The 22194-nt window shown below is 40.7% G+C and carries 21 protein-coding genes; 11 read left to right on the top strand and 10 right to left on the bottom strand.

Annotation, left to right across the window (positions count from 1 at the left end; all coding sequences use genetic code 11):
* The first annotated feature begins 38 nt into the window (after positions 1-38).
* The 3 genes from ACK5MF_RS01500 to ACK5MF_RS01490 are packed head-to-tail and all read left to right on the top strand — an operon-like array spanning position 39 to position 2809.
* Complete coding sequence (locus ACK5MF_RS01500) at positions 39-1166, top strand: PIN-like domain-containing protein (RefSeq protein ID WP_416918685.1); 1128 nt, start codon at positions 39-41, stop codon at positions 1164-1166.
* A gap of 3 nt (positions 1167-1169) precedes the next feature.
* The gene (locus ACK5MF_RS01495; protein WP_416918683.1) at positions 1170-1679 is read left to right on the top strand and encodes a hypothetical protein; all 510 of its coding nucleotides are present in this window, start codon (positions 1170-1172) and stop codon (positions 1677-1679) included.
* Between the two features lie 5 nt (positions 1680-1684).
* Positions 1685-2809 (top strand): DGQHR domain-containing protein, encoded by a 1125-nt coding sequence (locus tag ACK5MF_RS01490; protein ID WP_416918681.1) that lies wholly within the window; start codon positions 1685-1687, stop codon positions 2807-2809.
* A 64-nt stretch (positions 2810-2873) separates the two neighbouring features.
* Here the strand turns inward: ACK5MF_RS01490 and dndE are convergent, their stop codons facing one another.
* The 4 genes from dndE to dndB are packed head-to-tail and all read right to left on the bottom strand — an operon-like array spanning position 2874 to position 7953.
* On the bottom strand, positions 2874-3224 hold the full coding sequence (dndE, locus tag ACK5MF_RS01485; protein WP_416918679.1) for a DNA sulfur modification protein DndE: 351 nt from the start codon (positions 3222-3224) through the stop codon (positions 2874-2876).
* Positions 3224-5236 (bottom strand): DNA sulfur modification protein DndD, encoded by a 2013-nt coding sequence (dndD, locus tag ACK5MF_RS01480; protein ID WP_416918677.1) that lies wholly within the window; start codon positions 5234-5236, stop codon positions 3224-3226. Before dndD ends, dndE begins: the two co-directional genes overlap by 1 nt.
* 9 nt (positions 5237-5245) lie before the next feature.
* A complete protein-coding gene (locus ACK5MF_RS01475) occupies positions 5246-6877 on the bottom strand; it encodes a DNA phosphorothioation system sulfurtransferase DndC (RefSeq protein ID WP_416918675.1) in 1632 nt (543 codons plus the stop codon).
* Entirely contained in the window at positions 6877-7953 is a 1077-nt protein-coding gene (gene dndB, locus ACK5MF_RS01470) for a DNA sulfur modification protein DndB (protein WP_416918673.1), read from the bottom strand. Before dndB ends, ACK5MF_RS01475 begins: the two co-directional genes overlap by 1 nt.
* 447 nt (positions 7954-8400) lie before the next feature.
* Between dndB and pxpB the strand changes: the two genes are divergently transcribed.
* Positions 8401-9105 carry a 5-oxoprolinase subunit PxpB gene (pxpB, locus tag ACK5MF_RS01465; RefSeq protein WP_416918671.1) on the top strand — a complete coding sequence of 235 codons (705 nt, stop codon included), beginning with the start codon at positions 8401-8403 and terminating at the stop codon, positions 9103-9105.
* Positions 9102-10040 carry a biotin-dependent carboxyltransferase family protein gene (locus ACK5MF_RS01460; RefSeq protein WP_416918669.1) on the top strand — a complete coding sequence of 313 codons (939 nt, stop codon included), beginning with the start codon at positions 9102-9104 and terminating at the stop codon, positions 10038-10040. The genes pxpB and ACK5MF_RS01460 overlap by 4 nt, the downstream gene beginning before the upstream one ends.
* Before the next feature lie 43 nt (positions 10041-10083).
* Here the strand turns inward: ACK5MF_RS01460 and ACK5MF_RS01455 are convergent, their stop codons facing one another.
* The 5 genes from ACK5MF_RS01455 to ACK5MF_RS01435 form a co-directional block, all read right to left on the bottom strand.
* Positions 10084-11040, bottom strand: coding sequence for a LacI family DNA-binding transcriptional regulator (locus tag ACK5MF_RS01455; protein WP_416918667.1), 957 nt, complete (start codon positions 11038-11040; stop codon positions 10084-10086).
* Between the two features lie 182 nt (positions 11041-11222).
* Positions 11223-11543, bottom strand: coding sequence for a PTS lactose/cellobiose transporter subunit IIA (locus ACK5MF_RS01450; protein WP_416918665.1), 321 nt, complete (start codon positions 11541-11543; stop codon positions 11223-11225).
* Positions 11544-11646: 103 nt separating this feature from the next.
* Positions 11647-13041: a glycoside hydrolase family 1 protein gene (locus ACK5MF_RS01445; protein WP_416918663.1), complete on the bottom strand. Its 1395-nt coding sequence runs from the start codon at positions 13039-13041 to the stop codon at positions 11647-11649.
* A gap of 68 nt (positions 13042-13109) precedes the next feature.
* On the bottom strand, positions 13110-14435 hold the full coding sequence (locus ACK5MF_RS01440) for a PTS sugar transporter subunit IIC (protein WP_416918661.1): 1326 nt from the start codon (positions 14433-14435) through the stop codon (positions 13110-13112).
* A gap of 110 nt (positions 14436-14545) precedes the next feature.
* Entirely contained in the window at positions 14546-14851 is a 306-nt protein-coding gene (locus ACK5MF_RS01435) for a PTS sugar transporter subunit IIB (protein WP_416918659.1), read from the bottom strand.
* A gap of 385 nt (positions 14852-15236) precedes the next feature.
* On the opposite strand from ACK5MF_RS01435, the gene ACK5MF_RS01430 reads away from it, so the two are divergent.
* Positions 15237-16547 (top strand): PTS sugar transporter subunit IIC, encoded by a 1311-nt coding sequence (locus tag ACK5MF_RS01430; protein WP_416918657.1) that lies wholly within the window; start codon positions 15237-15239, stop codon positions 16545-16547.
* Positions 16548-16580: 33 nt separating this feature from the next.
* Here ACK5MF_RS01430 and ACK5MF_RS01425 read toward each other — a convergent pair whose 3' ends face one another.
* On the bottom strand, positions 16581-17522 hold the full coding sequence (locus tag ACK5MF_RS01425) for a DMT family transporter (protein WP_416918655.1): 942 nt from the start codon (positions 17520-17522) through the stop codon (positions 16581-16583).
* Between the two features lie 300 nt (positions 17523-17822).
* Between ACK5MF_RS01425 and kduI the strand changes: the two genes are divergently transcribed.
* The 5 genes from kduI to ACK5MF_RS01400 all read left to right on the top strand — a co-directional run.
* Positions 17823-18659, top strand: coding sequence for a 5-dehydro-4-deoxy-D-glucuronate isomerase (gene kduI, locus ACK5MF_RS01420; protein WP_416918653.1), 837 nt, complete (start codon positions 17823-17825; stop codon positions 18657-18659).
* A 34-nt stretch (positions 18660-18693) separates the two neighbouring features.
* On the top strand, positions 18694-19683 hold the full coding sequence (locus tag ACK5MF_RS01415) for a TRAP transporter substrate-binding protein (protein WP_416918761.1): 990 nt from the start codon (positions 18694-18696) through the stop codon (positions 19681-19683).
* Between the two features lie 78 nt (positions 19684-19761).
* Complete coding sequence (locus ACK5MF_RS01410; RefSeq protein WP_416918651.1) at positions 19762-20289, top strand: TRAP transporter small permease; 528 nt, start codon at positions 19762-19764, stop codon at positions 20287-20289.
* A 9-nt stretch (positions 20290-20298) separates the two neighbouring features.
* Entirely contained in the window at positions 20299-21606 is a 1308-nt protein-coding gene (locus ACK5MF_RS01405; protein ID WP_416918649.1) for a TRAP transporter large permease, read from the top strand.
* Positions 21607-21832: 226 nt separating this feature from the next.
* Positions 21833-22194: IclR family transcriptional regulator (locus ACK5MF_RS01400; protein WP_416918647.1), on the top strand; the 362-nt coding region annotated here is incomplete at its 3' end.

The raw sequence follows: 22194 nt of genomic DNA, 5'->3' as shown, positions 1-22194 counted from the left end.
GTACCTATTTACAAAATGAATCGTTTTTGAGGGGATATATGAAGGAGCTTTTTGCAGGTTATAGTGAAGATTATGTTTCACAATACTTATTAAACGAAAAAAAGATAATTGTTTCGTTTGATGCAAACATTCTACTTAACTTATATCGTTATGAATTTGAAGTTAAAGAACAAGTGGTTTCTCTAATTGAAAATATCAAAAATAAAGAAAAGTTTGATATTTGGATTCCACATCATGCAGCGCTAGAATTTAATGTAAATAGAAAGAAAGTAATAAATCAGAGTAAAAGTAGAATCGATGATATTAGAAAGCAATTTGCTAAGTTCAAAAAAGATGTACAAGGAGCATCCACTATTGGCGGTAAACGTGGTGGACTATTTAGCTTAAATAGTGAGTTATCAGAGTGTTTTGACAATATGCATGTAATTCTGGAAAGGCATAAGAAAAATTTAAACACTTCAAAGAAAGATAAGTTGATTGATACTATTTTTAGTGTGTTTGACGGTCATGTTGGAGAGCCTATTGATGCACTTGGACTGGATAGATTAATAAATGAAGCAGATGGTCGATTTAGTAAGAATATTCCGCCTGGTTTTGAAGATTCTGATAAAACTAATCTGCTAGTTTTTAACGGGATATCAGTGGATTGTAAATATGGAGACTATATAATTTGGAGATCCCTAATTGATAAGTCAAAGATCGAGAATTTACCAGTAATATTGATATCTGATGATGTTAAAAGTGATTGGCGGTGTAATGAATATAATAGAGTTAAACCGGAGTTAATTAATGAATTTTTACATGAAACTGGTAATCATTTTTATTCTATGTCAATAACCGAATTCGAAAGGTTATTCAAGAGTTATCTTGAGTTTTCTTTTACAGCTGAAGCGTCCAGTCAAATTAATAATGTGACAAAAAATGATAGGAATACTGAAAATTGGTTAGGCTATATTCTTGATGCGTATAAATTCTATGGAAGAAAAACGCTTAAGTTAAAAGAAATTAATAATTATATATTAAATAATTACAATAAAGATTTTCCTGCAACGTGGGATGTGATCGTTAGAAGAACTATATATAATCATTGTTCTGATTTAAGTGCATATTTAGGGAAAAAGGATATTTTCGAAAAAGTTAATTCTGGGGAATATAAGTTAAGGTGACTCATGTATAAAATATCAGATTTTTGGGGGGAATTGGTCAGAAAGACTCTTTGTTTCTTTAAGAATCATTTATTCTTCCTGTTTTTTTTCGTATTTATTTTGTTTATTGGTACATTCGGAGTTTGGGTTAAGCCAATAATAATAGATAAAAATAGGACATTGACTGGATTTGTTGATAGCTTTAATGCTCTGAATTTAATAGGTTTCTCTGTTCCTCTACTCGTAGTGCTTAGCTTTGATAAAGTTATATCTATTATAAATAACAAAAACCTCGAGCGAGTTTCAACAGTTTGGTTTGTAATACTTTATATAGTAGCAATTGTATTAATTTGCTTTTTATTCGCATTGGGTTTTAGCATGAATAGTTTTACTTGGTGCGCTTTTTTTGCATGGATATTAAGTATGTATCTCTGGATATTAGGTAATGTTGATAATCCTGCTTACCAGAAACCTACCGAAGAGAATGCAGCAAGTGGTGGTTCAAATGTCAGCAAAGAAATTCTTGAGGAATAAATGTAATGGATAACTTTTTAGAAGAAAAAGCGATATATGTGAGCCAGCCATATAGTGATTTTTATATTGCATCGATTCCTGTTAGTAAACTTGTCGAAGTTTGTTATTCTTTTCCTGCAGTATTTGGCAATGAATCTTTAAACGGTGTTCAGCGTGGGATTAATGAAAAGAGGGTTAGAGATATATCTTCTTTCGCGTTAACACAAAATGCTCTTTTTCCCAATGCTATTATATTATCAGCAAACGTATTAAGTAATGGTGAGCTGGCTGATGAGGAAAAATGTTGGTATATAAATGATAATGACTATTTAATAGTGCCAACCAAGGATAAATGTGCTTCGATAGTTGATGGTCAACATAGACTTGCCGGATTACAACAAGCTTTAGAGTCAGGTAAGTTAGATGAAAACTTCAGAGTTGTATGCGCAATATATATGGAATTGATGCCACCACAACAAGCTGAAATATTTGCTACAATTAACTTCAATCAGCAGAAGGTTGATAAGAGTCTTGCCTATCAGTTGTTCGGTTATGACTTAGATTCAACTGATAGGGAATTTTGGGCTCCAGATACTCTTGCAATATATATATCCAGATTATTAAATAAAGAACCTGATTCTCCATTTTATGATCGTATAAATTTTGGTATGAAAAAATATCAGTATAGTGATGTCGATGTTGACTGGTTTATATCTACATCAACTATCGTTGAAGGAATATGTCGTCTTATATCAAAAAATCCGACAACAGATAGATATAAAATACATGAAAAAAAACTTATTAAAAATAGGAGGGTGGATCTTGAACTCGGTAATAACTCTCCACCTCTAAGATACCTCTATTTAAATAAAAAAGATGCTGCGATTTATGAGGTGATAAACTCTTTCTTTAATTACCTAAAAGAAAATGTTTGGTCTATAAATACTAGCTTTATGTATAAGACTATTGGTATACAGGCATCATTTGATATATTGAAATTACTATTGGTAAAATTTGATAATGATACAAGTTTAGTATTGATGGAAATAAGTAAAATCAATATTCAAGAATTAGCAAAACTAACTGTAAATTATTCTGGTATCGGACGAGGTCAAATAAGAGATGAAATCAAGCAACAGCTTGGTTTGTAACTATATTTACTTTACATACTATTTCGCAGCACAGTAAAAAACTTCTGTGCTGCTTTAGTTAATTTTAGTTAAGATTATCAGCTAAATTTGCTAGTGAACGGATGTTGCGTATAGATGCTATCCCATCCTCAACATGAGCAGCCCAAGCCTGTTGGTGCTGCTTGCTATCCAAATCAGGATAATACAGCTTCAACATCATTTCTGTCACATCAGCAGTTTCACCAAGCCAAGTAAATTTATCCAATACTAATGGACCATCTAACTTGGCTTCTTCACCTGTGTATCTAAAATCACTCTCAATTGAGCGGAAGAACGCGATGCGCGCGGAGACGTTTGGTGTAACCCCTGTGTAGCCTTTCAGCTTTTTCAGTTGTTCTTCAGTCGAACGAGTTAAGTTCATACGGTTTGGTAGCATTACACTGCCTCCTGTACTGCATTTTTCCAGAAATAGCCTTGTGTTAGGTGAGATGATTTTGTCTTACCGTCAAAACATATTTCATAAGTCTTGGCGATATCATCCTGGATTAGGTTGATATAGTCTTTATCAATTTCCGTATCGGTCGATAAAATCACAACCTGATGACTGGCTGTCGGGAAGTAGTTTTCAACGAGCTTATCACGGTGATGTGAATCCAAACGACCTAACGGTGTATCGATGATAATCGGTAGTTTACGTCCAGATGTTTTGCCAAGAGCTTCAAGAATGGAGATCGCATAGATCTGTTTTTCACCAGCAGACATTGCTTTACGATTGATTTTGTTACCATCTTCATCAACAAGCTCAACATCAAAGGTCTTTGGATTGATAGTTGCCGTAAGCTGTAGATCTTCTTTACGAGCTAGTTTCTTGTATGACTCAACAAAATGCTGCTCTAAAGATTTCACTCGAGCTTTAGTCAGCTGTTCAGCAAACTTATCCATTAATAAAATCGTATTTTGTGCGTTTTCAACGCTAGCGTTTTTGTTGGCATTGTCACGATGTTTATCGTGCAGTTTTTGTATATGCCGAGCGGTTTCAAGTGCTAGTCTAAGCTCTTGCTTAGCATCTTCGAGCAGCACTCGATAATCGTTGGATAATTCTTGTTTCTTCTTATCTTTGGCTCGGATCTTATCTAGTGTATCCTGCAATTGCTCTTTTTCAGGAGCTCGTGCAACATTTTGTGAGATGTTGTCTAGTTGATCTTCGACTTCTGATAGGCGATGGCGTGAATCATCAAAACGCTGGAATGATTGATTACCACTTTGATTGATTTGATAGTCAATGGCGTTTGCCTGACGTTCTGAAATGTCTAATAGTAGTTGTTCGTCATCATCCTTAATATAGTCGTTAAAGCAGTCTGTAACAGCTTCCATAGCGACAGACGAGTCTGTCAAACGGAAGCTGAGATCTCTACGAAGTCTATCAAGAAATCCATCCAGTTCTTTAGTAAAAGATTGACGCTGTTTAACAGCTTTCTCTTTTTCAATCTGTACTAATAGTGATTTCATAGCATTTGGTGCGAGAGCAAAGGGTAGACTGGTTTCCATTTCCATGCGGATATGTTTCTCCAACTCGACTTTTTCTTTTAACAGTTGGTCAATCTTGTCTTGCTCTTGCTCACGCGTTTGTGCCCAAGCTCCACCATTGCTCGAAAGGTCGGCTTCCAGCTTTTGTATGTGTTGCGATTCATGTTCAATTTGAATGAGTACTTGATTGGCTTCATAACGTAACTTCTCCGAGCTGCGTTCATGCTGAATACGTTTTTCATCCAAAACATCAAGTTGCTGTTTGATAGATTGCTCAAGTAATGAAGCACCATGCTTTTTGAGGTAGATATTGAGATCGCTTTTGAGTTTCGCGATTACATCCAGACCCAACAGGCGTTTCACTGCTGTATTGAGCACGGTACCCGATTCATCTTCAGCGAGTTCAGCAATCTTTTCTCCATCAAAGAAGAACAGATCTGCGATACCATTTGGAATGAGCTCATTTAAAAAGCTTTGGCACTGTTCGTAGCTTAATTCAGTGAGAGGTTGCCCATCTTGCTCAAGCGTTAAGTTGTCTGATTTACCACGTTTCCAGCTACGCGTAACTTTATATAAGCTTTCTCTTCCTGCTTGGTTATGGGTAAATTCCAACTCTACGTAAGCCGTTTCAGGTGCATTGATACTGTTACCCTTGTGGATTAATTGAGATAGCTCTTCAATATACTCATTGTTATGTAGAGGTTTACCAAAAGATTGTCGACCATAAAGAGCAAGACGAACGGCTGTAAGAATAGACGTTTTCCCCGCACCATTTAGACCGCCAAATAAAATAATAGGGCGTTCTGAACCAGGTACAGTTTTTCCAGATATGTGAGAGATGGGCTCTGAAGGCGTTAGATCGATCTCATGGAGTCCACAAAAGACGCGAAAATTATTAAGACTTAGTTTGGTAATTAACATCGTTGTGGCCTAAAACTCTTTTTTCATGACTAGTTCAATTTCTTCTAACTGCTGGTTGTAGCGGTCGATTTCTTTTTGGTGCACATCATATTCTGCACGGCTTTGGAGCGCGGAATGCTTTTCTTTAATCGATTCGAGGCTGCCCCAATCTTGCTTAAGCAAAGCAGCAATTTTCTCACCTATGCCACTACGGCGGCTCAATCCTTCCATTGATACTTCTAGCTCAATAAGCTTCATAACCATTTCTGGTTCGATATCGAAATCTTCGCTTAACTCAGACAGTAATTCCGCTTCATCTTTGCCAAAACTGGCGCCGTCATCGTAGACCCAATCTAAGTCAAAACCGTATATTTCTTTAAAAAGACCCGGTAATGAGTCATTCCAATCTGGTTCATTTGGATCGTGAAGCCACTCTTGGCGAATTGCATGTAACTCTGGCGCAGTGATGAGCTCAATTTCACGTTGTTCATCTTTGAATTGTTTATCTAGCTTGAGCAATTCAGTTATCCACTGCTTACGATATTTCAGCCAGTAAGGGCCAGGAACGTGCTTGCGCTCAGCAGTGATATCTTCACCATCTTTTGCGTATTGATAGGTGACCTTACCTGTACGGCGCTTAAAGTTACGGAACTCATCTTTATTGGCGGGATCTGTAGTAAAAGCGAGCTTGTTTCTGAACTCCAATAATGGACTCATCCATTCTTCACCATTTTCGATAAGGCTTTCCATTGCTCTATCCTTGGTGACGACGGTACAAGTCCAACAACCAAAGCGTGAATTGCCACATGATGGTGTCGTTTCGTCAATTACCATCGGGCATTCACCTTGACCAGATGAGTCCTTATACAGGTTCCATAGAGTTAAGTTCTTCCCACCCCATGGATTTTCCCATTCAAGCTCGTAAACATCTTTCCAGATATTTTTGACACCATATGGAGTATCTTGGGTATCTAAATGGCATAAACGTAGAATTTTCCATACGTCATCAACAGACCAAGTATCTATTGGCGTAAAAATAAATGCGTTAGCCAATGTGGTATGACGGGCTAGACGAGAACCTTCGATTTTATGTTTAGCTATTACCTGAGCACGCGAGGCGCTCTCTTGGCTTCGAGAACCCAGTACCACAATAACTTCATCATATTTGGAGACGGTTGACTTGATAAAGTCGCTGACCGGGTCAATTTTCATCCGTTCTGTACACCAACGGAATGAGCGTGTAGGTGCTGGATAGCCTTTACCTAATAGATTTGTCCAGAAGGTATCATTGCTTTTCGGAACCACTTTATGAGTGGTAATGGGTAAACCATCTCTCTTGGCACCGCGCTCAATAGCATCGAGTGAGTCTTTAATGTGATTGACGACCACAGGTGTCTCAACGAGTGTATCCGATGAGACGACAAATACAGGTTTATGACGTTCTTCCTTTGGTAATCCTAGAAGAGCCATATAGACCAAAGACATAACAGCAGATGAATCTTTACCGCCACTATAGCCGATAACCCAAGGACGCTTGTCTGCACAATACACACGTTGTACGTCAGCAATGTAATGGTTAAGTTTTTGGCCAGCGAAGTTCTCTTCATTGATGAACTCGATGTAATCATCAAGGTCTTCGGCTAGTAATAGTTGTTCGGTCATTACAGTTGCTTCTCTAGTACTTTTTCTTCTGGAGTTAGTGCTAAGCCTAACTTGATTTTTAATGCATTACTGGTAAGGGTTATGTTGGTCGTAGATTTGGATATCCGCCCATGGTTCATGGTTCTTCTTATCCAATCGGGATTTGCCTTACGCCAGTCGACGGATTGTAACGGTTTTAAACGAGATTCCCAGTCATTTGGGTGTTCACTGAGTAATTGCTTTCCAACAATGCCCAAAGCTTGTAACCCCACGCCGTGCGCATGAATAAATTCCTGGCGTAACTGACTCGGTGAAACTTCTTTATTGAGCATCATTTGCCAATCTGGAATGTGTCTGGTTACAGCTTCCCAGTACTGGATAGATAGCTGCTGTTCTGCGTCATTGAAGGCATATCTCGGCCCTTTGCTTAGTAAGGCTTTTGTTGCTTGTTTGATTGCGCTGAGAGTAAATAATTTGTTCGACTTAGGGCTGACATTGGATTTTTCCATTTCAGTAAAGCCGATAAATGGCCTCGTCTCCATAGCTAGATAACGTGCTAGCTCAGAGCTTTCATCTCTGTGGTCATAAAGAGTCCCGAGAGAAGTACTCGGTTTGACAGCATATTTGTTCAAATCAGCAAACATCTGCTGGCTACGCTCAAGACCTTCATCGACAAAGAAAAGTACAGGCAGGTTATCTTGCCCAAGGTCAGGGTTTTCTCTTAATGCTTCATCGATGGCTTTTCTTCTATGTTGTCCATCATTGATTAAGATCTGTGCATCCATTGGAATTTTAAGTACGCCTAGATTAGGGGCATCCCCGATTTCTTCAAAAGAGATTGATGTACCTACAGACGCAGTTAAGGCTGAAAAAACATAATCTTTCGGGTTGTCTAGGAGGTATTTAACCATCTCTGGAATTCTAGTTTTATTCAGAGTACGTTGTGCACGAAGTTCCGGTGGAACATCATCTTCGTTGTAGCTAAATATCTTTGGCACTATACGTAGAGGGCAAGTGGCGATATAGAATGGACGTCCAGCTTGTACTCCTCTTACTGCAGGAAATGAATAGCAATATCCGGAATCATTCATGTTCATAACAGTTTCCAAAGTATGTCATTTTAAAAACGCATAGTATGTTATTTTTGACAAAATGATAAGCTGATACTGATCGAAGTTTTGATATTTTGCTCGTTTGAATACAAGTTAAACAGATAATGTAAATTTCCAGTCCGAACCAAATCCTTACAGTTTTGCCATGGTGCAGATCAAAGGGTAAATGCCAGCGCGACCACATTTTCATAGTTTCTGGCTAATGTTTCATACCGTAAAGATCAACACGCTCTAGTAAGGTCTCAATTACTCGTAAATCACGAACACAGTTTTGAGTTGATTCCCGCGTCCATGGGGGTGAAACCAGCAATAGATGAAGTCACCCATAAAACATAATTGTTTTGGTTTTACTAAGTTTGTATATAGTGAATAAAAAAGATTGAGAGCAAAGGGCGCTCTTTAATGACATTCATAAAACAAAGTGATTGAACGATGAAAGTAGAAGTTTGTCGGGTATCCGAGACAAGTTTGATTATCTATTTTGGTCATTCGATTGATTTGCAGTTGATAGAGCGCATTGCTCTGTTTAGTCATGCGGTACAGGAGAAGTACCAAGGTAAAATATTTGAAGTGATCCCTTCATATACAACGCTGTTGATTGAATATCACCCTCTGAAAGTGGATATCCAGGAACTCATGGATTGGTGCCAAACTCAGGCGGATAAAATGGCTCATTTTTGCATTGGTGGTGACAAGGCCGTGATCAGCAAGTCAAAAACAGTGACTTTTCCTGTGTATTATCATCCTGATGTTGCGCCAGATTTGGAACGCATTGCTAAAGAAAAGCAGCTAAGTGTTCAGCAAGTGATAGATATTCATAGCCAGAAAGAGTATACGGTTTGCGCGATAGGTTTTGCTCCGGGTTTTGCTTTTCTAGGCGTTGTTGATACCAAAATCGCTACACCTCGTCGTTCAGAGCCTCGTCTTAAAGTTGCGAAAGGCAGTGTTGCAATTGCTGACGAACAGACCGCGATTTATCCGCAACAAACACCGGGTGGTTGGCAGATCATCGGTAATTGCCCTATTGACTTGTTTAACATTGAACTTGACCCAATGATGCCGTTTGAAGTGGGGGATAAAGTGCGCTTTGAACCTATTTCAAGAGAGCAGTTTTTGGCATTGGGTGGTATGTTATGAGTGGTTTGCAAGTTATCTCATCGGGAATGCTAACGCTTATTCAAGATCTTGGCAGATTTGGCGTTGCACGACATGGGCTAAGTGCTGGCGGTCCCGCTGATCTTCACGCGCACTGTTGGGCTAATAAGTTGCTTGATAATCCAGTCAATGCTTCGGTTCTCGAAATCACAATGGGAAATGCCTGCTTTCAGGCATTAGAAGATACTTTATTGTCGCTGACAGGCGCGGAAACCAATCCTCAAATTGATGGTCAGCCGCTGTCAACTTGGTGCAGTTTTCTTTTGCGTAAAGGACAGACTCTCAAGTTGGGTTACGCGAAAACAGGTTTCCGCTGTTATTTGGCCGTAGCAGGTGGCTTTGATGTGCCCAAGATGTTTGGCAGTAGTGCGACAGTCGTTCGTAACCAGCTCGGGGGGCTAGCAGAAACTGCCGGCACAGCGATCCAAAAAGGCGATATTCTGCCCTTGTTTCAACTGAGTACACAAAAAACGCAAAAGTTTAACTGGGTGCCAAGAGCGTTTATTCCCAAATACACCAATGAAGTCAGTCTTGCTGTGATTGAATCTTACCAATCACATCTATTTAGTCATTCGGCAAAACGGACGTTTTACGCCAAACCTTATGTGATTAGCGACAAATCCGATCGTATGGGTATTCGATTACAAGGAAATTCTGTGCAGCCGGGGATGAGTGGTGTGATTTCGGAAGGCATTGCCTATGGTTCGATTCAGTTTCCTGCCAATGGGCAGCCAATCATTCTGATGAATGATCGCCAAACGCTCGGCGGGTATCCCAAAATTGGCTGCGTTTCAAAAATGAGTCTAATGAAGTTGGCTCAGGCAAGACCGGGCAGTGTAATACAGTTTTATCGAAGTGACATTGAACTTGAAACGCAGGCGTACTGTGAATTTATGAGCTATTTTTCTATTGAGTGATAGATTCAATAAAACGGGGTATTTCAGTTGTTGGTTAATCCAATCAGTTTCTATTTGCTACAGAGTCGCGAGTGACCAATTTACCGGTTACCAATGGTTTTTTGTCTGTTCCTCGACCACTTAAACAGGCATCTAATTGCTCCATCGCTATATCGACCAATTGCTCGGAAGGATAGCTGATGCAAGTGAGCTGAGGATTTAATTGGCTCGCTAGCTGTGAGTCTTCCAGGGAAATGATGGACACTTCGTTTGGTGTCGCTAAGTTAAAATCACGCAGTAAATTCATGGCTATCGCTGCCTGGCTATCACGCATCACAACAATTGCCGTGAACGGACTGTAGCTATTGAGCAGCGCCATGATCGACTGTTCCGTATTGTTATTTGCAGTCACGATGAGCTGACGGTTCACTGGCATCGCTAAGTTCTGTAAACAGGTTTTATAACCTTCCAATACATGCTGTGAAGGTGCGTGTTCATCATCAAGAACAAGTGCAATTGAAGTGTGACCTTTACTTGATAGGAAGCGACAAGCACTTTCGGCGGCAAATTTATAATCGTAGCCAATAGAAAAAGGGGACTCTGAACTGCCATCGATAGAGATGATTTTGTCGCTTTCTATGTGCGAACAGTTACCCCCGAGGGTGATGATTGCATCACAGTGGCTTTGCATCAGTTCTTCAATTAGGTGAGATTGCTCTTCCGCCGATTCAGCAAATTGAACCAGCATGTGTTTACCTTTTTGCTTTAGTGATTTAGACAGCAAAGGTAGATAAGTAGAAACTTGACCGGCATCGCTTGAAGAGAGAATAACGCCAATATAATCAGAACGTTGATTCGCTAGAGATTGGGCAGCAGCATTAGGGCGATAATTGAGTTCTTCTGCGGCACGTAGAACTGCTTCGCGACTTTCAGCTTTTACACCTCGGCTACCACTCATTACGCGTGAAACTGTCGCTTTCGACACGTTTGCAAGTAAAGATACATCGGTAATCGTTGCCATCAATTATTAACCTTAAGTTTGCTCAATTTTTCATAAATAGGAAAACGGTTCCCAAAGTTTTCATAGTTTACTCTTTCTGGTACATGCAGCTCAAGTTTTGTTTGGCTTTTAAGCGTTGAGAATAAAAGGCTTTGTAACAGTGCAGCTTGAGATTGACAAAAACTGCACTGATTTCTCTTTACTTAGGCTGCTGAAATTTTCTTATGTAGATCAATAAGTTCAATAACTAACTCTTTAGCTAACATCGATGTCGTCAGATGATCTTGGGCATGAACCATGATCAGAGTCATCTTTGTTTTGCCAGTGCCTTCGTCCGCTTCGATCAGTTGGGTTTGGACAAGATGAGCTTGATTGGCAAATTGCTGCGCTTCTTTAAGCAAAGCGTTAGCCTCCACGAACTCGCCATTTTTTGCATGTCGTAACGCCTCGTAGCAAAGGCTACGAGATTGGCCGGCGTTAATGATGATACCCATCACTTGTTCTTCTAAATCTATATTTTCCATGCTGTTGCCTTTAAATATTCTTCAATAAGTTCTGCTGCGGCGTTGTTAGTCATATCTTGTGCGACTTGGTTTTTGCGGCGTTTTATGTTGAAATCTTAGCCGATTAGAATCCGTTGTTTTTAGAAACTTCAGCAAACCATTCACCACTTTTCTTCACTGAGCGTTGTTGAGTTTTTAGGTCAAGTTGATAGAAGCCATAACGATTTTTGTATGCATTCGCCCACGACCAGTTGTCGATGAACGTCCACAAATGATAGCCAAAACAGTTCGCACCTTCTTCAATGCCTTTGTGAAGCCATTCAAGGTGGCCGCGAATGAAATCAATTCGGTAGTCGTCCTGAATTTGTCCATCAACCAAAAACTTCTCTTCGCCTTCAACACCCATGCCGTTTTCTGAGATGTAACAAGGCAAGTTGCCGTAGTTTTCACGCAGGTTAGTTAAGATGTCGTAAATCCCTTTTTCGTAGATTTCCCAACCTCGGTGAGGATTCATTTTTCGTCCTGGCATTTGGTAGTAATCGAAGAAAAACTCTGGCATAAACGGTGCATCAGGGTGCACTGCATTCTCGCGGGCTTTTACGCGGCGAGGCTGGTAATAGTTGACACCTAATACATCCACTTTGCCTTTGGCAATCAGTTCACAGTCACCATTTTCGATAATCGGCATCTGATCATGGTGCTTAAGTAACTCAATCAGTTCCTGCGGGTATTCACCTTTCACTGCTGGGTCTAAAAAGCTGCGGTTAAACATCAAGTCACAGATGTTCGATGCTTTTAGATCCGCAGGATGTTCAGAGCGTGGGTAGGAAGGCGTAAGATTTAAAATAATACCTATCTGACCATCATTTATCAGACCATCACTATTGAGTGAGCGATATTTCTCAACCGCTTTCGCATGGGCAAGAATCGTGTGGTAAGCAACCGTTGCTGCGCGTTTAAAATCGACCACGTTAGGGTAGTGAAAGTCGTACAGATACCCACCTTCTACAGGCACAATGGGTTCGTTAAATGTGAACCAATGCTTAACTCTGTCACCGAATAACTTGAAGCAAACCTCAGCAAACGATGCGTAGGCATCTAGTACTGCACGGTTCTCGAAGCCGCCAATATTTTGCATCGCTAAGGGCATATCAAAGTGATAGAGGCAGATAAAAGGTTCGATTTCCTTGGCAATCAGTTCATCGATCACTTGGTTGTAAAACTCAACCGCTTCTTGGTTAACGTCGCCTGTGCCATTAGGAATTATGCGTGACCAAGAGATGGAGGTTCTAAAACTGTTATGACCGATATCTTTCATCAGTTGAATATCAGTTTTGTAGTTTTCGTAGAACGTCGAAGCATCCGTTGCGGAAATACCATTATGAAAGCGATTTGGTTGCTGCTTATACCAATGGTCCCAGATGTTCTCACCTTTACCACCAGAAAAAGCGGCACCTTCTGTTTGTGTGGCTGACGCAGCGCTACCCCAGTAGAAGTCTTTGGGAAATTGAAAATTCATATTTACATCCTTTTTGAGGGCAGAAAGCGCTGCCCCCGATAATTGAAAATGGAGGTTAGTGTTGTGGATTACGCTGTTGCAGGTTGTTTATCCGTGTTGCTTTGAGCGTTGCTTTGCTCTTCTTGTTCAAGCAATGTCTTTTCGTAAGCTTTCAAAAATGGGAAGTACAATACTGCTGACATCAGCATACATACACAGCACATAAATACAGGACTTAGTGCCCAGTTCGCTGCCCATGAAGCACCGATAGGACCTGGCGTTGTCCAAGGTGTTAGCGATACAACGCGTGCCACCAACCCACTGTCTACAGCGAACCATGCAAGTGTTGCGTTAAACATTGGTACTAAGATAAAAGGCAAGAAGAACACTGGGTTCATTATGATTGGTGCGCCAAATAAAATCGGCTCATTGATGTTAAATAGCCCGGGTACGCTGCCAAGTTTACCAATGGTTCTTAGGTGAACGGCTTTGCTACGCATTAAAAGGAAAGCCAGAGGTAGAGTAGAGCCTACTCCACCAATGAGTAAGTAGTGATCCCAGAAGCCTTGTAAGAAAATGTGTGGAATCGCTTCGCCAGCGGCCATTGCAGCTTGGTTGGTCGATAAGTTTGCCATCCAGAAAGGGTTCATAATGCCTGTTACAATCAGTGCACCATGAATACCCGCGAACCAAAGGATCTGACACACGAATACCGCTAGTAGTACAGCTGGCAGTGAATCAGACGCTGAAACCAATGGTTGTAGTAGCGACATAATGGCTTGTGGGATGATCATGCCTGTTTGCGCCTCAATAAACAGATTCAAAGGATGCAGTGTCAGGATAATCGCCAAAACCGGGATCAGAATTTCAAATGATCTTGCAACACCAGTAGGTACTTCGGGAGGAAGTTTGATAGTGACGTTATTGCGTTTCAGGTAAGCGTAAAGCTCAGTAGAATAAAGCGCTGTAATGATTGCGGTGAAGATGCCTTGTCCAGAAAAATATTGCATTGAAATCATACCATCCTTCAAAGGTGCCGCGACAAGAAGGAATGCCATTAGTGCTAATAAGCCTGTCGTTACAGCATCAAGATTATGGTGTCTTGCCAAACTTGACCCTATGCCTACGGAAATGAATATGGTCATCACTCCCATGCTTAGATTGAACGGCAACATCAATTCGTCACGATAACTCGCTGAAAAATCAAGCCATGCCCGTGCAAATCCCCAAGATGTGTCTGGAGAAAATGGAGGGAAGATAAACACCAGCATAAATGAACCAACAATCATAAATGGCAGTGCTGCGATGAAACCATCGCGTATTGAGGTTACGTATTTTTGTTGACCAATTTTGCCGGCAATCGGTGTTATTTTTTGCTCGATAACATGGACCATTCTGTCGTATAAAGCGCTCATGATTTGTATCTCGTATTGAATAATAAAAAGAGTTCGGTGCAAAAAATTAATCAACGGAGCATGGATGAGTGGGTTGATTAACGGTGTAGGGGATAGCACCGAACTGTAAGTTAACTAATGAGTTCCAGTGCAAAATCTAAAACCTTGTCTCCCTTTTGCATGCCGTAATCCATCATATTGATTGGCTCAACTTTTATGCCGTATTGGTTGGCAACTTGTTGTAGGTCGTTTTGCATGTATTTCACTTGAGGACCAAGAAGTACCACTTGGTAGTTCGATACCTGATTGGCAAATTCACTTGCTCCAAATGCCTTAATCTCAACTTCAATTCCTCTTTCCTCAGCAGAGGCCAACATTTTTCTTACTAGCAATGATGTGGACATTCCTGCTGAGCAGCAAAGCATGATTTTTTTCATTTTTATGTACTCCTTACATTCTTGTTACCTCATTACTATGCTCCTTTGGAAATGCAATGGAAACCGGTTTCCATTGCATTTCCTTTGGTGCGTGAAAATGATCACTATATTTATTAAATGTGGGTGACTTTTCGTGACTAAACTAACGAATTTTATCACTGGGTTTTCAATACTTAGCTATGTAAGAAATGCTTAGGCATGCAATAGTTGCAGTCGAGTATAGATTTGCATGGAAGATAATGGCTTTATTTTTAATGAGTTAACTTAGTCTTTAGTTAGCGTTGCCAAAATGTGTGCCCAAACCGTCAAAATTTGACAATCGGTTTCCGAGCTTTCAAATAGCTGAGGTATTCTAGAGTTAAGTCACTTATACGGTAATCTTTAAATGAATCATGTCATCATGAAAGTGTTTGCTTCTCAGGTTGAACAAGTCATGCATCCTGTTGCAAAGCTCCTTATGCGTAGCCAGCATCTGATGGCACTGCGCGATGGGTTTCAGTTGGCAATGCCATTTATATTTGTAGGGTGCACTTTCATTCCTCTCATATTTCCGCCTTTCGCTGATGCGGAGTCTAGTTTTTCTATTTGGTGGTTTGCGTTAGCTACGTCGTTGAAACCGGTGCTTTTACCCACTTATCAGGTGACGATAGGTGTGGTCGGAATCATAGTGGCGTTCGGCATTGCTGCGAGTTTGGCCAAGTATTATCAGCTTCCAGAACGTCTTTCCGGTTTAACAGGCTGTATCGCATTTTTGTTGTTGGTTGGTTTTCATGATATGGGCCCGGGTTACATCCGGTATTTAGGTGGCTCGGGCTTGTTTACCGCGATTATCGCGAGTATCTACTCGATAGAGGTTGTGCGGTTTTTTATCACAAGAGGTTGGTATGTAAAAATGCCAGAAGATGTGCCAATTTTGACTCGGCAAAGTTTCAAGCTGATGATCCCCATTTTTGTTGTCGTCACAACGCTGTCGATGTTCAATGCTTGGGTTGATAGTGAGTTTGGTGCCCATCTTCCGCAACTTATCGAAGCCGCTTTTCGCCCATTAATTCTTGCTTCAGACAGTTTAGCTGCCGTGTTGATTTCTATTTTGATCTGTCAATTATTATGGTTTGTAGGAATTCACGGTGCGCTAATTGTTACCGGGATCATGAATCCATTCTGGACTTCAAACTTGTTAGAAAATCAGTCTGTGCTAGAGCAAGGATATTCAGTTTTGCCGCACATTTATCTTACAGCTTTCTGGGATTTCTTTGTTTTAGTTGGTGGAGTAGGTTCGACTTTGCCACTCATCTATTTGGCGATTAAGAGTCAATCTAACCAATTGAAATCAGTGGGTAAAATAGGGATTATCCCTTCGATATTTAATATCAATGAGCCGATACTTTTTGGCTTCCCTGTCATTATGAACCCGTTGTTCTTATTGCCTTTTGTGTTCATTCCAATGATTAATGCCACCATTGCCTGGTTTTTGAGTTCAGCGCACATTCTCGATCGAGTGGTGCTGATGATTCCTTGGTCTGTACCGGCACCCATTGGTGCTGCCTGGGCGGCGAATGGGAGCGTCGTGAATGCTTTGATGGTGATTTTTGCGATGGTGAATGCATACTTCTTGTATCTGCCATTCTTCAGAGCGCATGAGAAAATTTTGGTCGAGCAGGAAAAAGAAAGAGCAGAACGATTACGTCATCGTTAGTTCTGCCCTGATACCTGCTAAATTAAATAAACGTTACGCGGTTTTGCGGTTTTTATTGCTGATCGTTACCAGATAAATACCACTACATACTAAGACTAACGCAACGATATTTTTCCATTCAAGAATCGTTTCGCCAAGAAATATCGAAGATAAGCTACTGCCAAAGACCGGCACCAAAAAGTTGAAAATGGTGACCATACTGACAGGGTTATGTTTTAGTAGCACGCTCCACAAAGCAAATGCGGCAGATGACAAACAAGCGAGATAAATCAACAACGCGCTGCTAGCAAAATCGAAATTTCCTGAGTGACCGCCAAAGATAAAACCAATACACAGCAGAGCCAACCCACCGATAGCCAATTGCCATGCAGTCATCACCATGGCATCAATGCCCTGAGATATTTTCTTGCCGTAGATCGATGCGGCAGCAAGAATAAATGCGGCCAAAATGACAGAACCTTCACCTAGTAGACTAAACTGAAAATCGAGTAATGATTGATTGAAGTTGACAATAAATACACCAAAAAAGCCAATAGCACAGCCGAGAGCTTTTCTTTGTGTCAAGCGGTCATTGTGATAGATGAAATGGGCTAACAGTACGCTGAAAAATGTGCCGGTAGAGTTCAGAATGGATGCTTTTACACCCGTAGCAAAAGCAACACCGAGATAGAAAAAAATGTATTGCAGGCTGGTTTGGGTTAAACCGAGGATCACAATTTGGCGCACTTTGGTTGTGGTAATCGGCCCAGTGCGACGTTTAAATAAAACCGACAAAATAATCAGAAATATACCCGCCAACAGGAAACGTTGACCAGCAAAAACCATCTGTGAAGCCACGTCATGAGCTTCAATGTGCAGTAACGCATAGCCAGTTTTTATTGCTGGATAGGCGCTTCCCCAAAGCAATGTACATAATATAGCTACACTATAGACAACGATAGGGCGAGAGAAAAAGTTAGTAGGTTGAGAAGACATGAACAGCAGCCTTTTAAGTTATTGAATTATATATTAATTGTGTGATTTTGCTTTTGCCGGGTTGAGACAAAGTTTTGATTATAGAAGCGAATGAGTCTGTTCGTCTATCGGATTAGGATTATTTTGAAATCATTTTTCAAATATTTATTCCATAAATGTAATCATCAATTTGTTTGATTTAGCTCAATAAAAATGTCGCCTGTAATGATGAAAGTACCAAAACGATCACAAATCAAATATGAATGAATTTATTCAAATATAAATAAGCGTTAAATTTCTTCCATCTTAGAGGAGGGTGCTATGCACATTAATTACAATAACAATCCAAAAGACGCGAAGTCTTACGATACGGATCGTTTAAGAGAAGAATTTCTAACTGAAGAATTGTTCAAACAAGGTGAAATCACACTTGTATATAGCCACATTGACCGAGTAGTTGCGATGGGCATTAGCCCAAGCGACGCCGTTCTAAAACTTGAAGACTTTGTTGATAACAAAGCTTTTGGTACTGACTATTTCTTACAACGCCGTGAGTTGGGTATTGTGAACTTAGGTGAGAAAGCGGAAGTTCGTACGCAAAACGGTGTTTACGTGTTAGAGCACCTGGATGCGGTTTACCTAGGTAAAGGTGAGCAAGATATCGAGTTCCGTGCATTGGCAGGTGATTTCGCCAAACTATACTGTTTAAGCGCTCCTGCTCATCACACCTATCCATCACGTACTATTTTGCGTAGTGAAGCTCGTGTTGTTGAGTTGGGTTCACTAGAAACCGCTAATGACCGCGTGATTAATCAATACTTACATCCAGATGTACTGCCAACTTGCCAACTTTGCATGGGCGTTACTCATCTCAAACCTGGTAGTGTTTGGAATACCATGCCAGCTCATACTCATGAGCGTCGTATGGAAGCTTATCTATATTTTAACGTTCAACCATCTCAAGTGGTCTTCCACTTCATGGGTGAACCAACTGAAACGCGCCACATCGTAGTGAGAAACCATCAACTTGTTCTATCTCCAAGTTGGTCAATTCACTCTGGTTGTGGTACGCAAAACTACAGTTTTGTATGGGGAATGTTGGGTGAAAACCAAACATTCGATGATATGGATTTCGTTGATATGAACGAAATTCGATAGCAAAAACTTTATTTTCATCCAACGGAGAGACATGATGTTTAAAAAATCAGCCCTAAAATTAGCTGCTATTGCTACAGTTGTTGGTAGTGCACTTAGCTATTCTTCAATTGCGTCTGCGGCGACAGAAATCAAAGCGGCTTTCAACCAATCTGACAAGCACCCACAATACCTGGCTCTTAAAGAGTTCGGTGAGAAGCTAAACAAAGAAACTGACGGTCGTTACAAGCTAAACATTTTCCCTAACGAACTATTAGGCGACCAACGTGCAGCACTTGAACTAGTACAAAACGGCGCGATTCAAATGGCTGTAGTGGCTAACCCACTGGTTGAAAACTACGACAAAACATTTGCTGTTATCGGCATGCCTTACGTGTACACAGGTTCAGCACACCAAGAGAAAGTATTTACTTCTGGCATACTGGATAACCTATTTGCATCGACTCAAAAATTTGGTTTTGAAGTACTAACAGCTTACACAGCTGGTGCACGTAGCATGTACACAAAAGGTAACTCTGTAGCAAACGTTGCAGACATGAAAGGTAAGAAAATCCGTGTAATGCAATCTGACACTATGATCAAGATGCTTTCTTGCATGGGTGGTACTGGTGTACCAATGAGCCAAGGTGAAGTTTACACTGCAGTACAACAAGGCGTTCTTGATGGTGCAGAAAACAACGAAATCACTTACGCTGACCTTAAGCAATACGAAGTGGCTCCATACTTCTCTGCTACTCGTCACCTAATGGTTCCAGACCTAGTCGTAGCAAGCAGCTACTTCCTATCAACTATGTCTAAAGAAGACCAAGCGACTTTCAAAAAGCTAGCGAAAGAGAGCACAGTAAGCGAATTCGCTCTATGGAATGCTCAAATCGAAACAGCTAAGAAAACCGCTATGGATAAAGGTGCAACTTTCGTAGAAGTTGATATCAAACCTTTCCAAGAGTCTTGCAGCGCTCTACAACATGACCTAATCAAGACTCCAGAGCAAAAAGATCTATTCGAAAAAGTTGCAGCACTGCAATAATTTCCAACTGTAATATGGCCGAGCGTTTTGTGCTCGGCCTCATTAGCCTTCGGCCTAGCCATATAAAGGTAAGATGTTATGTTAGACCATACTCCAAGTGGCTTATTTAAAGTTTTTTCTGTCGTAAAACATTGGTTAGACAAGATTGTTTCTTGGTTCTGTATTTCCATTGTTACCCTAATGACAATTCTTGTTACTTATCAAGTTATTGTTCGTTACGTTTTCAATAGTCCGAGCGCGGTAAGTGAAGTACTTTCTCGCTACCTGTTCATCTGGTTAGTGTTGTTTGGTAGTGCACTTGTTTTCGGTTTGAAAGAACACATGGCTATCTCTTTTATTAAAGAGAAGTTTTCTAAAAAAACACAAATCATTGTTGAAGCATTTATTGAGCTAGCGATTGTCACTTTCGCTCTATCAATCATGATCTTTGGTGGATACAGCAGTGCAGCACGCCAAATGTGGCAGCTAGATTCTGCTCTACAAATTCCTATGGGAACGATTTACGCAGCAATTCCAATTAGTGGTGCGTTAATGGTTTTCTATTTTATTCATAACGAATTGCAGCTAGTCGAGCGCTGGAAGCAATTACGTTCTTCGGCAGAGTAGGAGTGAGTCATGGACTTAGCATTAACAGCTGCCCTAATTATGTTCGCCGGTGTGGTTTTCTTCCTCGTGATCGGTGCACCCATTGCTATCGCGGTAGGTATTTCCTCTTTCGGCGCAATGATGGTTATCCTGCCTGCGCAAGGTGCAATGGTAACGTCAGCACAACGTATGTTCGTTGGCTTAGACTCCTTCGCTCTGCTCGCAATACCATTCTTTATTCTTGCTGGTAACATCATGAATAACGGCGGGATAGCGATACGTTTGATCAATTTCTCAAAGATTGTCAGTGGTTTCTTCCCTGGTTCTCTTGCTCAAACCAACGTTGTATCTAACATGTTGTTCGGTTCAATCAGTGGTTCTGGTGTCGCCTCTGCGGCGGCTATCGGTGGCATCATGTCACCAATCCAAGAGAAAGAAGGTTACGACAAACGTTTTAGCACAGCGGTAAACATTGCATCAGCACCAACGGGTATGTTGATTCCACCAAGTAACACTCTGATCGTGTATGCGACAGTGGCGGGTAGCGTTTCTATCTCTGCATTGTTTATGGGTGGCTATATCCCGGGCATCCTATGGGGCTTAGGGGTGATGATCGTTGCCGGTGTGATGGCAAAACGTCGTGGTTACATCGCAAAACATCGCATGACTCTTAAAGAGTGTGGTCAAGTAACGGTTGATGCAATCCCAAGTTTGTCTCTGATCATTGTTGTGATCGGTGGTATCTTAGGTGGTGTATTCACTGCAACAGAAGCGTCAGCAATTGCCGTTGTCTACTCGCTACTATTAAGTGCTATGTACCGTTCGTTAGATTTCTCTAAGCTACCTGAAATCTTCCTACAATCGGCAAAAATGACGGCAATTGTTATCTTTATGTTGGCAACTTCGTCAATCATGTCGTGGGTAATGGCGTTTACACAAATTCCCGGTATGATCGCTGATTTCCTTCTGGGGCTAACCGATAATCCTATTATCATTCTATTGATTATTAATATTATCTTGCTGTTTGTGGGCACATTTATGGACCCAACACCAGCAGTACTTATCTTTACGCCTATTTTCCTACCAATTTGTATGGGATTAGGTATGGATCCAGTACAGTTCGGTATTCTACTGGTATTCAACCTTTCACTAGGTACGATCACGCCACCAGTCGGACCAATTCTGTTTACTGGTTGTAAGGTGAGTGGTATTAGTATTGATTCTGTGATTAAGACATTGCTACCATTCTTCTTTGCAATTTTCGTCGTGTTGATGTTAGTTACATATATTCCAGCAATCTCGATGACGCTTCCAGAAGCAATGGGTTTGATTAAGTAAGTTTAATAGCCTGTCTAGAACAACCTCAGCTTAGTCTGGGGTTGTTTTCTTTCGGGCCCAGGCTTGTGTGGTTATTGAACATGTGAATTTATACTAATGCCAGTTATAAACAATGTTAGTTATAAACAATGCCAGTTATAAAATAGTGGGCATCAGTATGAGACAAACAAAGTTCATTTCGAGTATTATCGGCTCGTTTTAATGAACACGTATTGAGTAAATGGGAATGGAATCAGTTAAAAAAACTGAATATAGAGCGCCTGCGTTAGAAAAAGGCTTAGATATTCTTGAGCTACTTGCTCAACAAGATGAACCGTTGAGTAAAAAACAAATAGCCGAAAGCTTAGATAGAAGTGTTAACGAAATTTTTCGCATGCTGTCTGTGTTAGTCGAAAAACAGTTCATTGAATACGATAGTTACACTTCAACCTATGCATTAACGCTAAAAATGTTTGCGTTATCGAACCAACATCCACCGATAGCACAGCTTTTAAAGCGTGCGACGCCTTTGATGGAAGACATCTGTAACAAAGTTAACCAATCTTGCCATATGTCGGCATACAGCAATGGCGAAATGACCGTTATTGC

Source organism: Vibrio sp. (genome assembly GCF_047973365.1).
Lineage (GTDB): Bacteria > Pseudomonadota > Gammaproteobacteria > Enterobacterales > Vibrionaceae > Vibrio.
The sequence above is the reverse complement of the archived record's forward strand: the minus strand, read 5'-3'. Positions and strand labels throughout refer to the sequence as shown.

Excerpts from the sequence above, each read along its gene's own strand:
- ACK5MF_RS01500 (WP_416918685.1), top strand. The coding sequence starts at position 39 with ATGAAGGAGCTTTTTGCAGGTTATAGTGAAGATTATGTTTCACAATAC.
- ACK5MF_RS01495 (WP_416918683.1), top strand. The coding sequence starts at position 1,170 with ATGTATAAAATATCAGATTTTTGGGGGGAATTGGTCAGAAAGACTCTT.
- ACK5MF_RS01490 (WP_416918681.1), top strand. The coding sequence starts at position 1,685 with ATGGATAACTTTTTAGAAGAAAAAGCGATATATGTGAGCCAGCCATAT.
- dndE (WP_416918679.1), bottom strand. The coding sequence starts at position 3,224 with ATGCTACCAAACCGTATGAACTTAACTCGTTCGACTGAAGAACAACTG.
- dndD (WP_416918677.1), bottom strand. The coding sequence starts at position 5,236 with ATGTTAATTACCAAACTAAGTCTTAATAATTTTCGCGTCTTTTGTGGA.
- ACK5MF_RS01475 (WP_416918675.1), bottom strand. The coding sequence starts at position 6,877 with ATGACCGAACAACTATTACTAGCCGAAGACCTTGATGATTACATCGAG.
- dndB (WP_416918673.1), bottom strand. The coding sequence starts at position 7,953 with ATGAACATGAATGATTCCGGATATTGCTATTCATTTCCTGCAGTAAGA.
- pxpB (WP_416918671.1), top strand. The coding sequence starts at position 8,401 with ATGAAAGTAGAAGTTTGTCGGGTATCCGAGACAAGTTTGATTATCTAT.
- ACK5MF_RS01460 (WP_416918669.1), top strand. The coding sequence starts at position 9,102 with ATGAGTGGTTTGCAAGTTATCTCATCGGGAATGCTAACGCTTATTCAA.
- ACK5MF_RS01455 (WP_416918667.1), bottom strand. The coding sequence starts at position 11,040 with ATGGCAACGATTACCGATGTATCTTTACTTGCAAACGTGTCGAAAGCG.
- ACK5MF_RS01450 (WP_416918665.1), bottom strand. The coding sequence starts at position 11,543 with ATGGAAAATATAGATTTAGAAGAACAAGTGATGGGTATCATCATTAAC.
- ACK5MF_RS01445 (WP_416918663.1), bottom strand. The coding sequence starts at position 13,041 with ATGAATTTTCAATTTCCCAAAGACTTCTACTGGGGTAGCGCTGCGTCA.
- ACK5MF_RS01440 (WP_416918661.1), bottom strand. The coding sequence starts at position 14,435 with ATGAGCGCTTTATACGACAGAATGGTCCATGTTATCGAGCAAAAAATA.
- ACK5MF_RS01435 (WP_416918659.1), bottom strand. The coding sequence starts at position 14,851 with ATGAAAAAAATCATGCTTTGCTGCTCAGCAGGAATGTCCACATCATTG.
- ACK5MF_RS01430 (WP_416918657.1), top strand. The coding sequence starts at position 15,237 with ATGAATCATGTCATCATGAAAGTGTTTGCTTCTCAGGTTGAACAAGTC.
- ACK5MF_RS01425 (WP_416918655.1), bottom strand. The coding sequence starts at position 17,522 with ATGTCTTCTCAACCTACTAACTTTTTCTCTCGCCCTATCGTTGTCTAT.
- kduI (WP_416918653.1), top strand. The coding sequence starts at position 17,823 with ATGCACATTAATTACAATAACAATCCAAAAGACGCGAAGTCTTACGAT.
- ACK5MF_RS01415 (WP_416918761.1), top strand. The coding sequence starts at position 18,694 with ATGTTTAAAAAATCAGCCCTAAAATTAGCTGCTATTGCTACAGTTGTT.
- ACK5MF_RS01410 (WP_416918651.1), top strand. The coding sequence starts at position 19,762 with ATGTTAGACCATACTCCAAGTGGCTTATTTAAAGTTTTTTCTGTCGTA.
- ACK5MF_RS01405 (WP_416918649.1), top strand. The coding sequence starts at position 20,299 with ATGGACTTAGCATTAACAGCTGCCCTAATTATGTTCGCCGGTGTGGTT.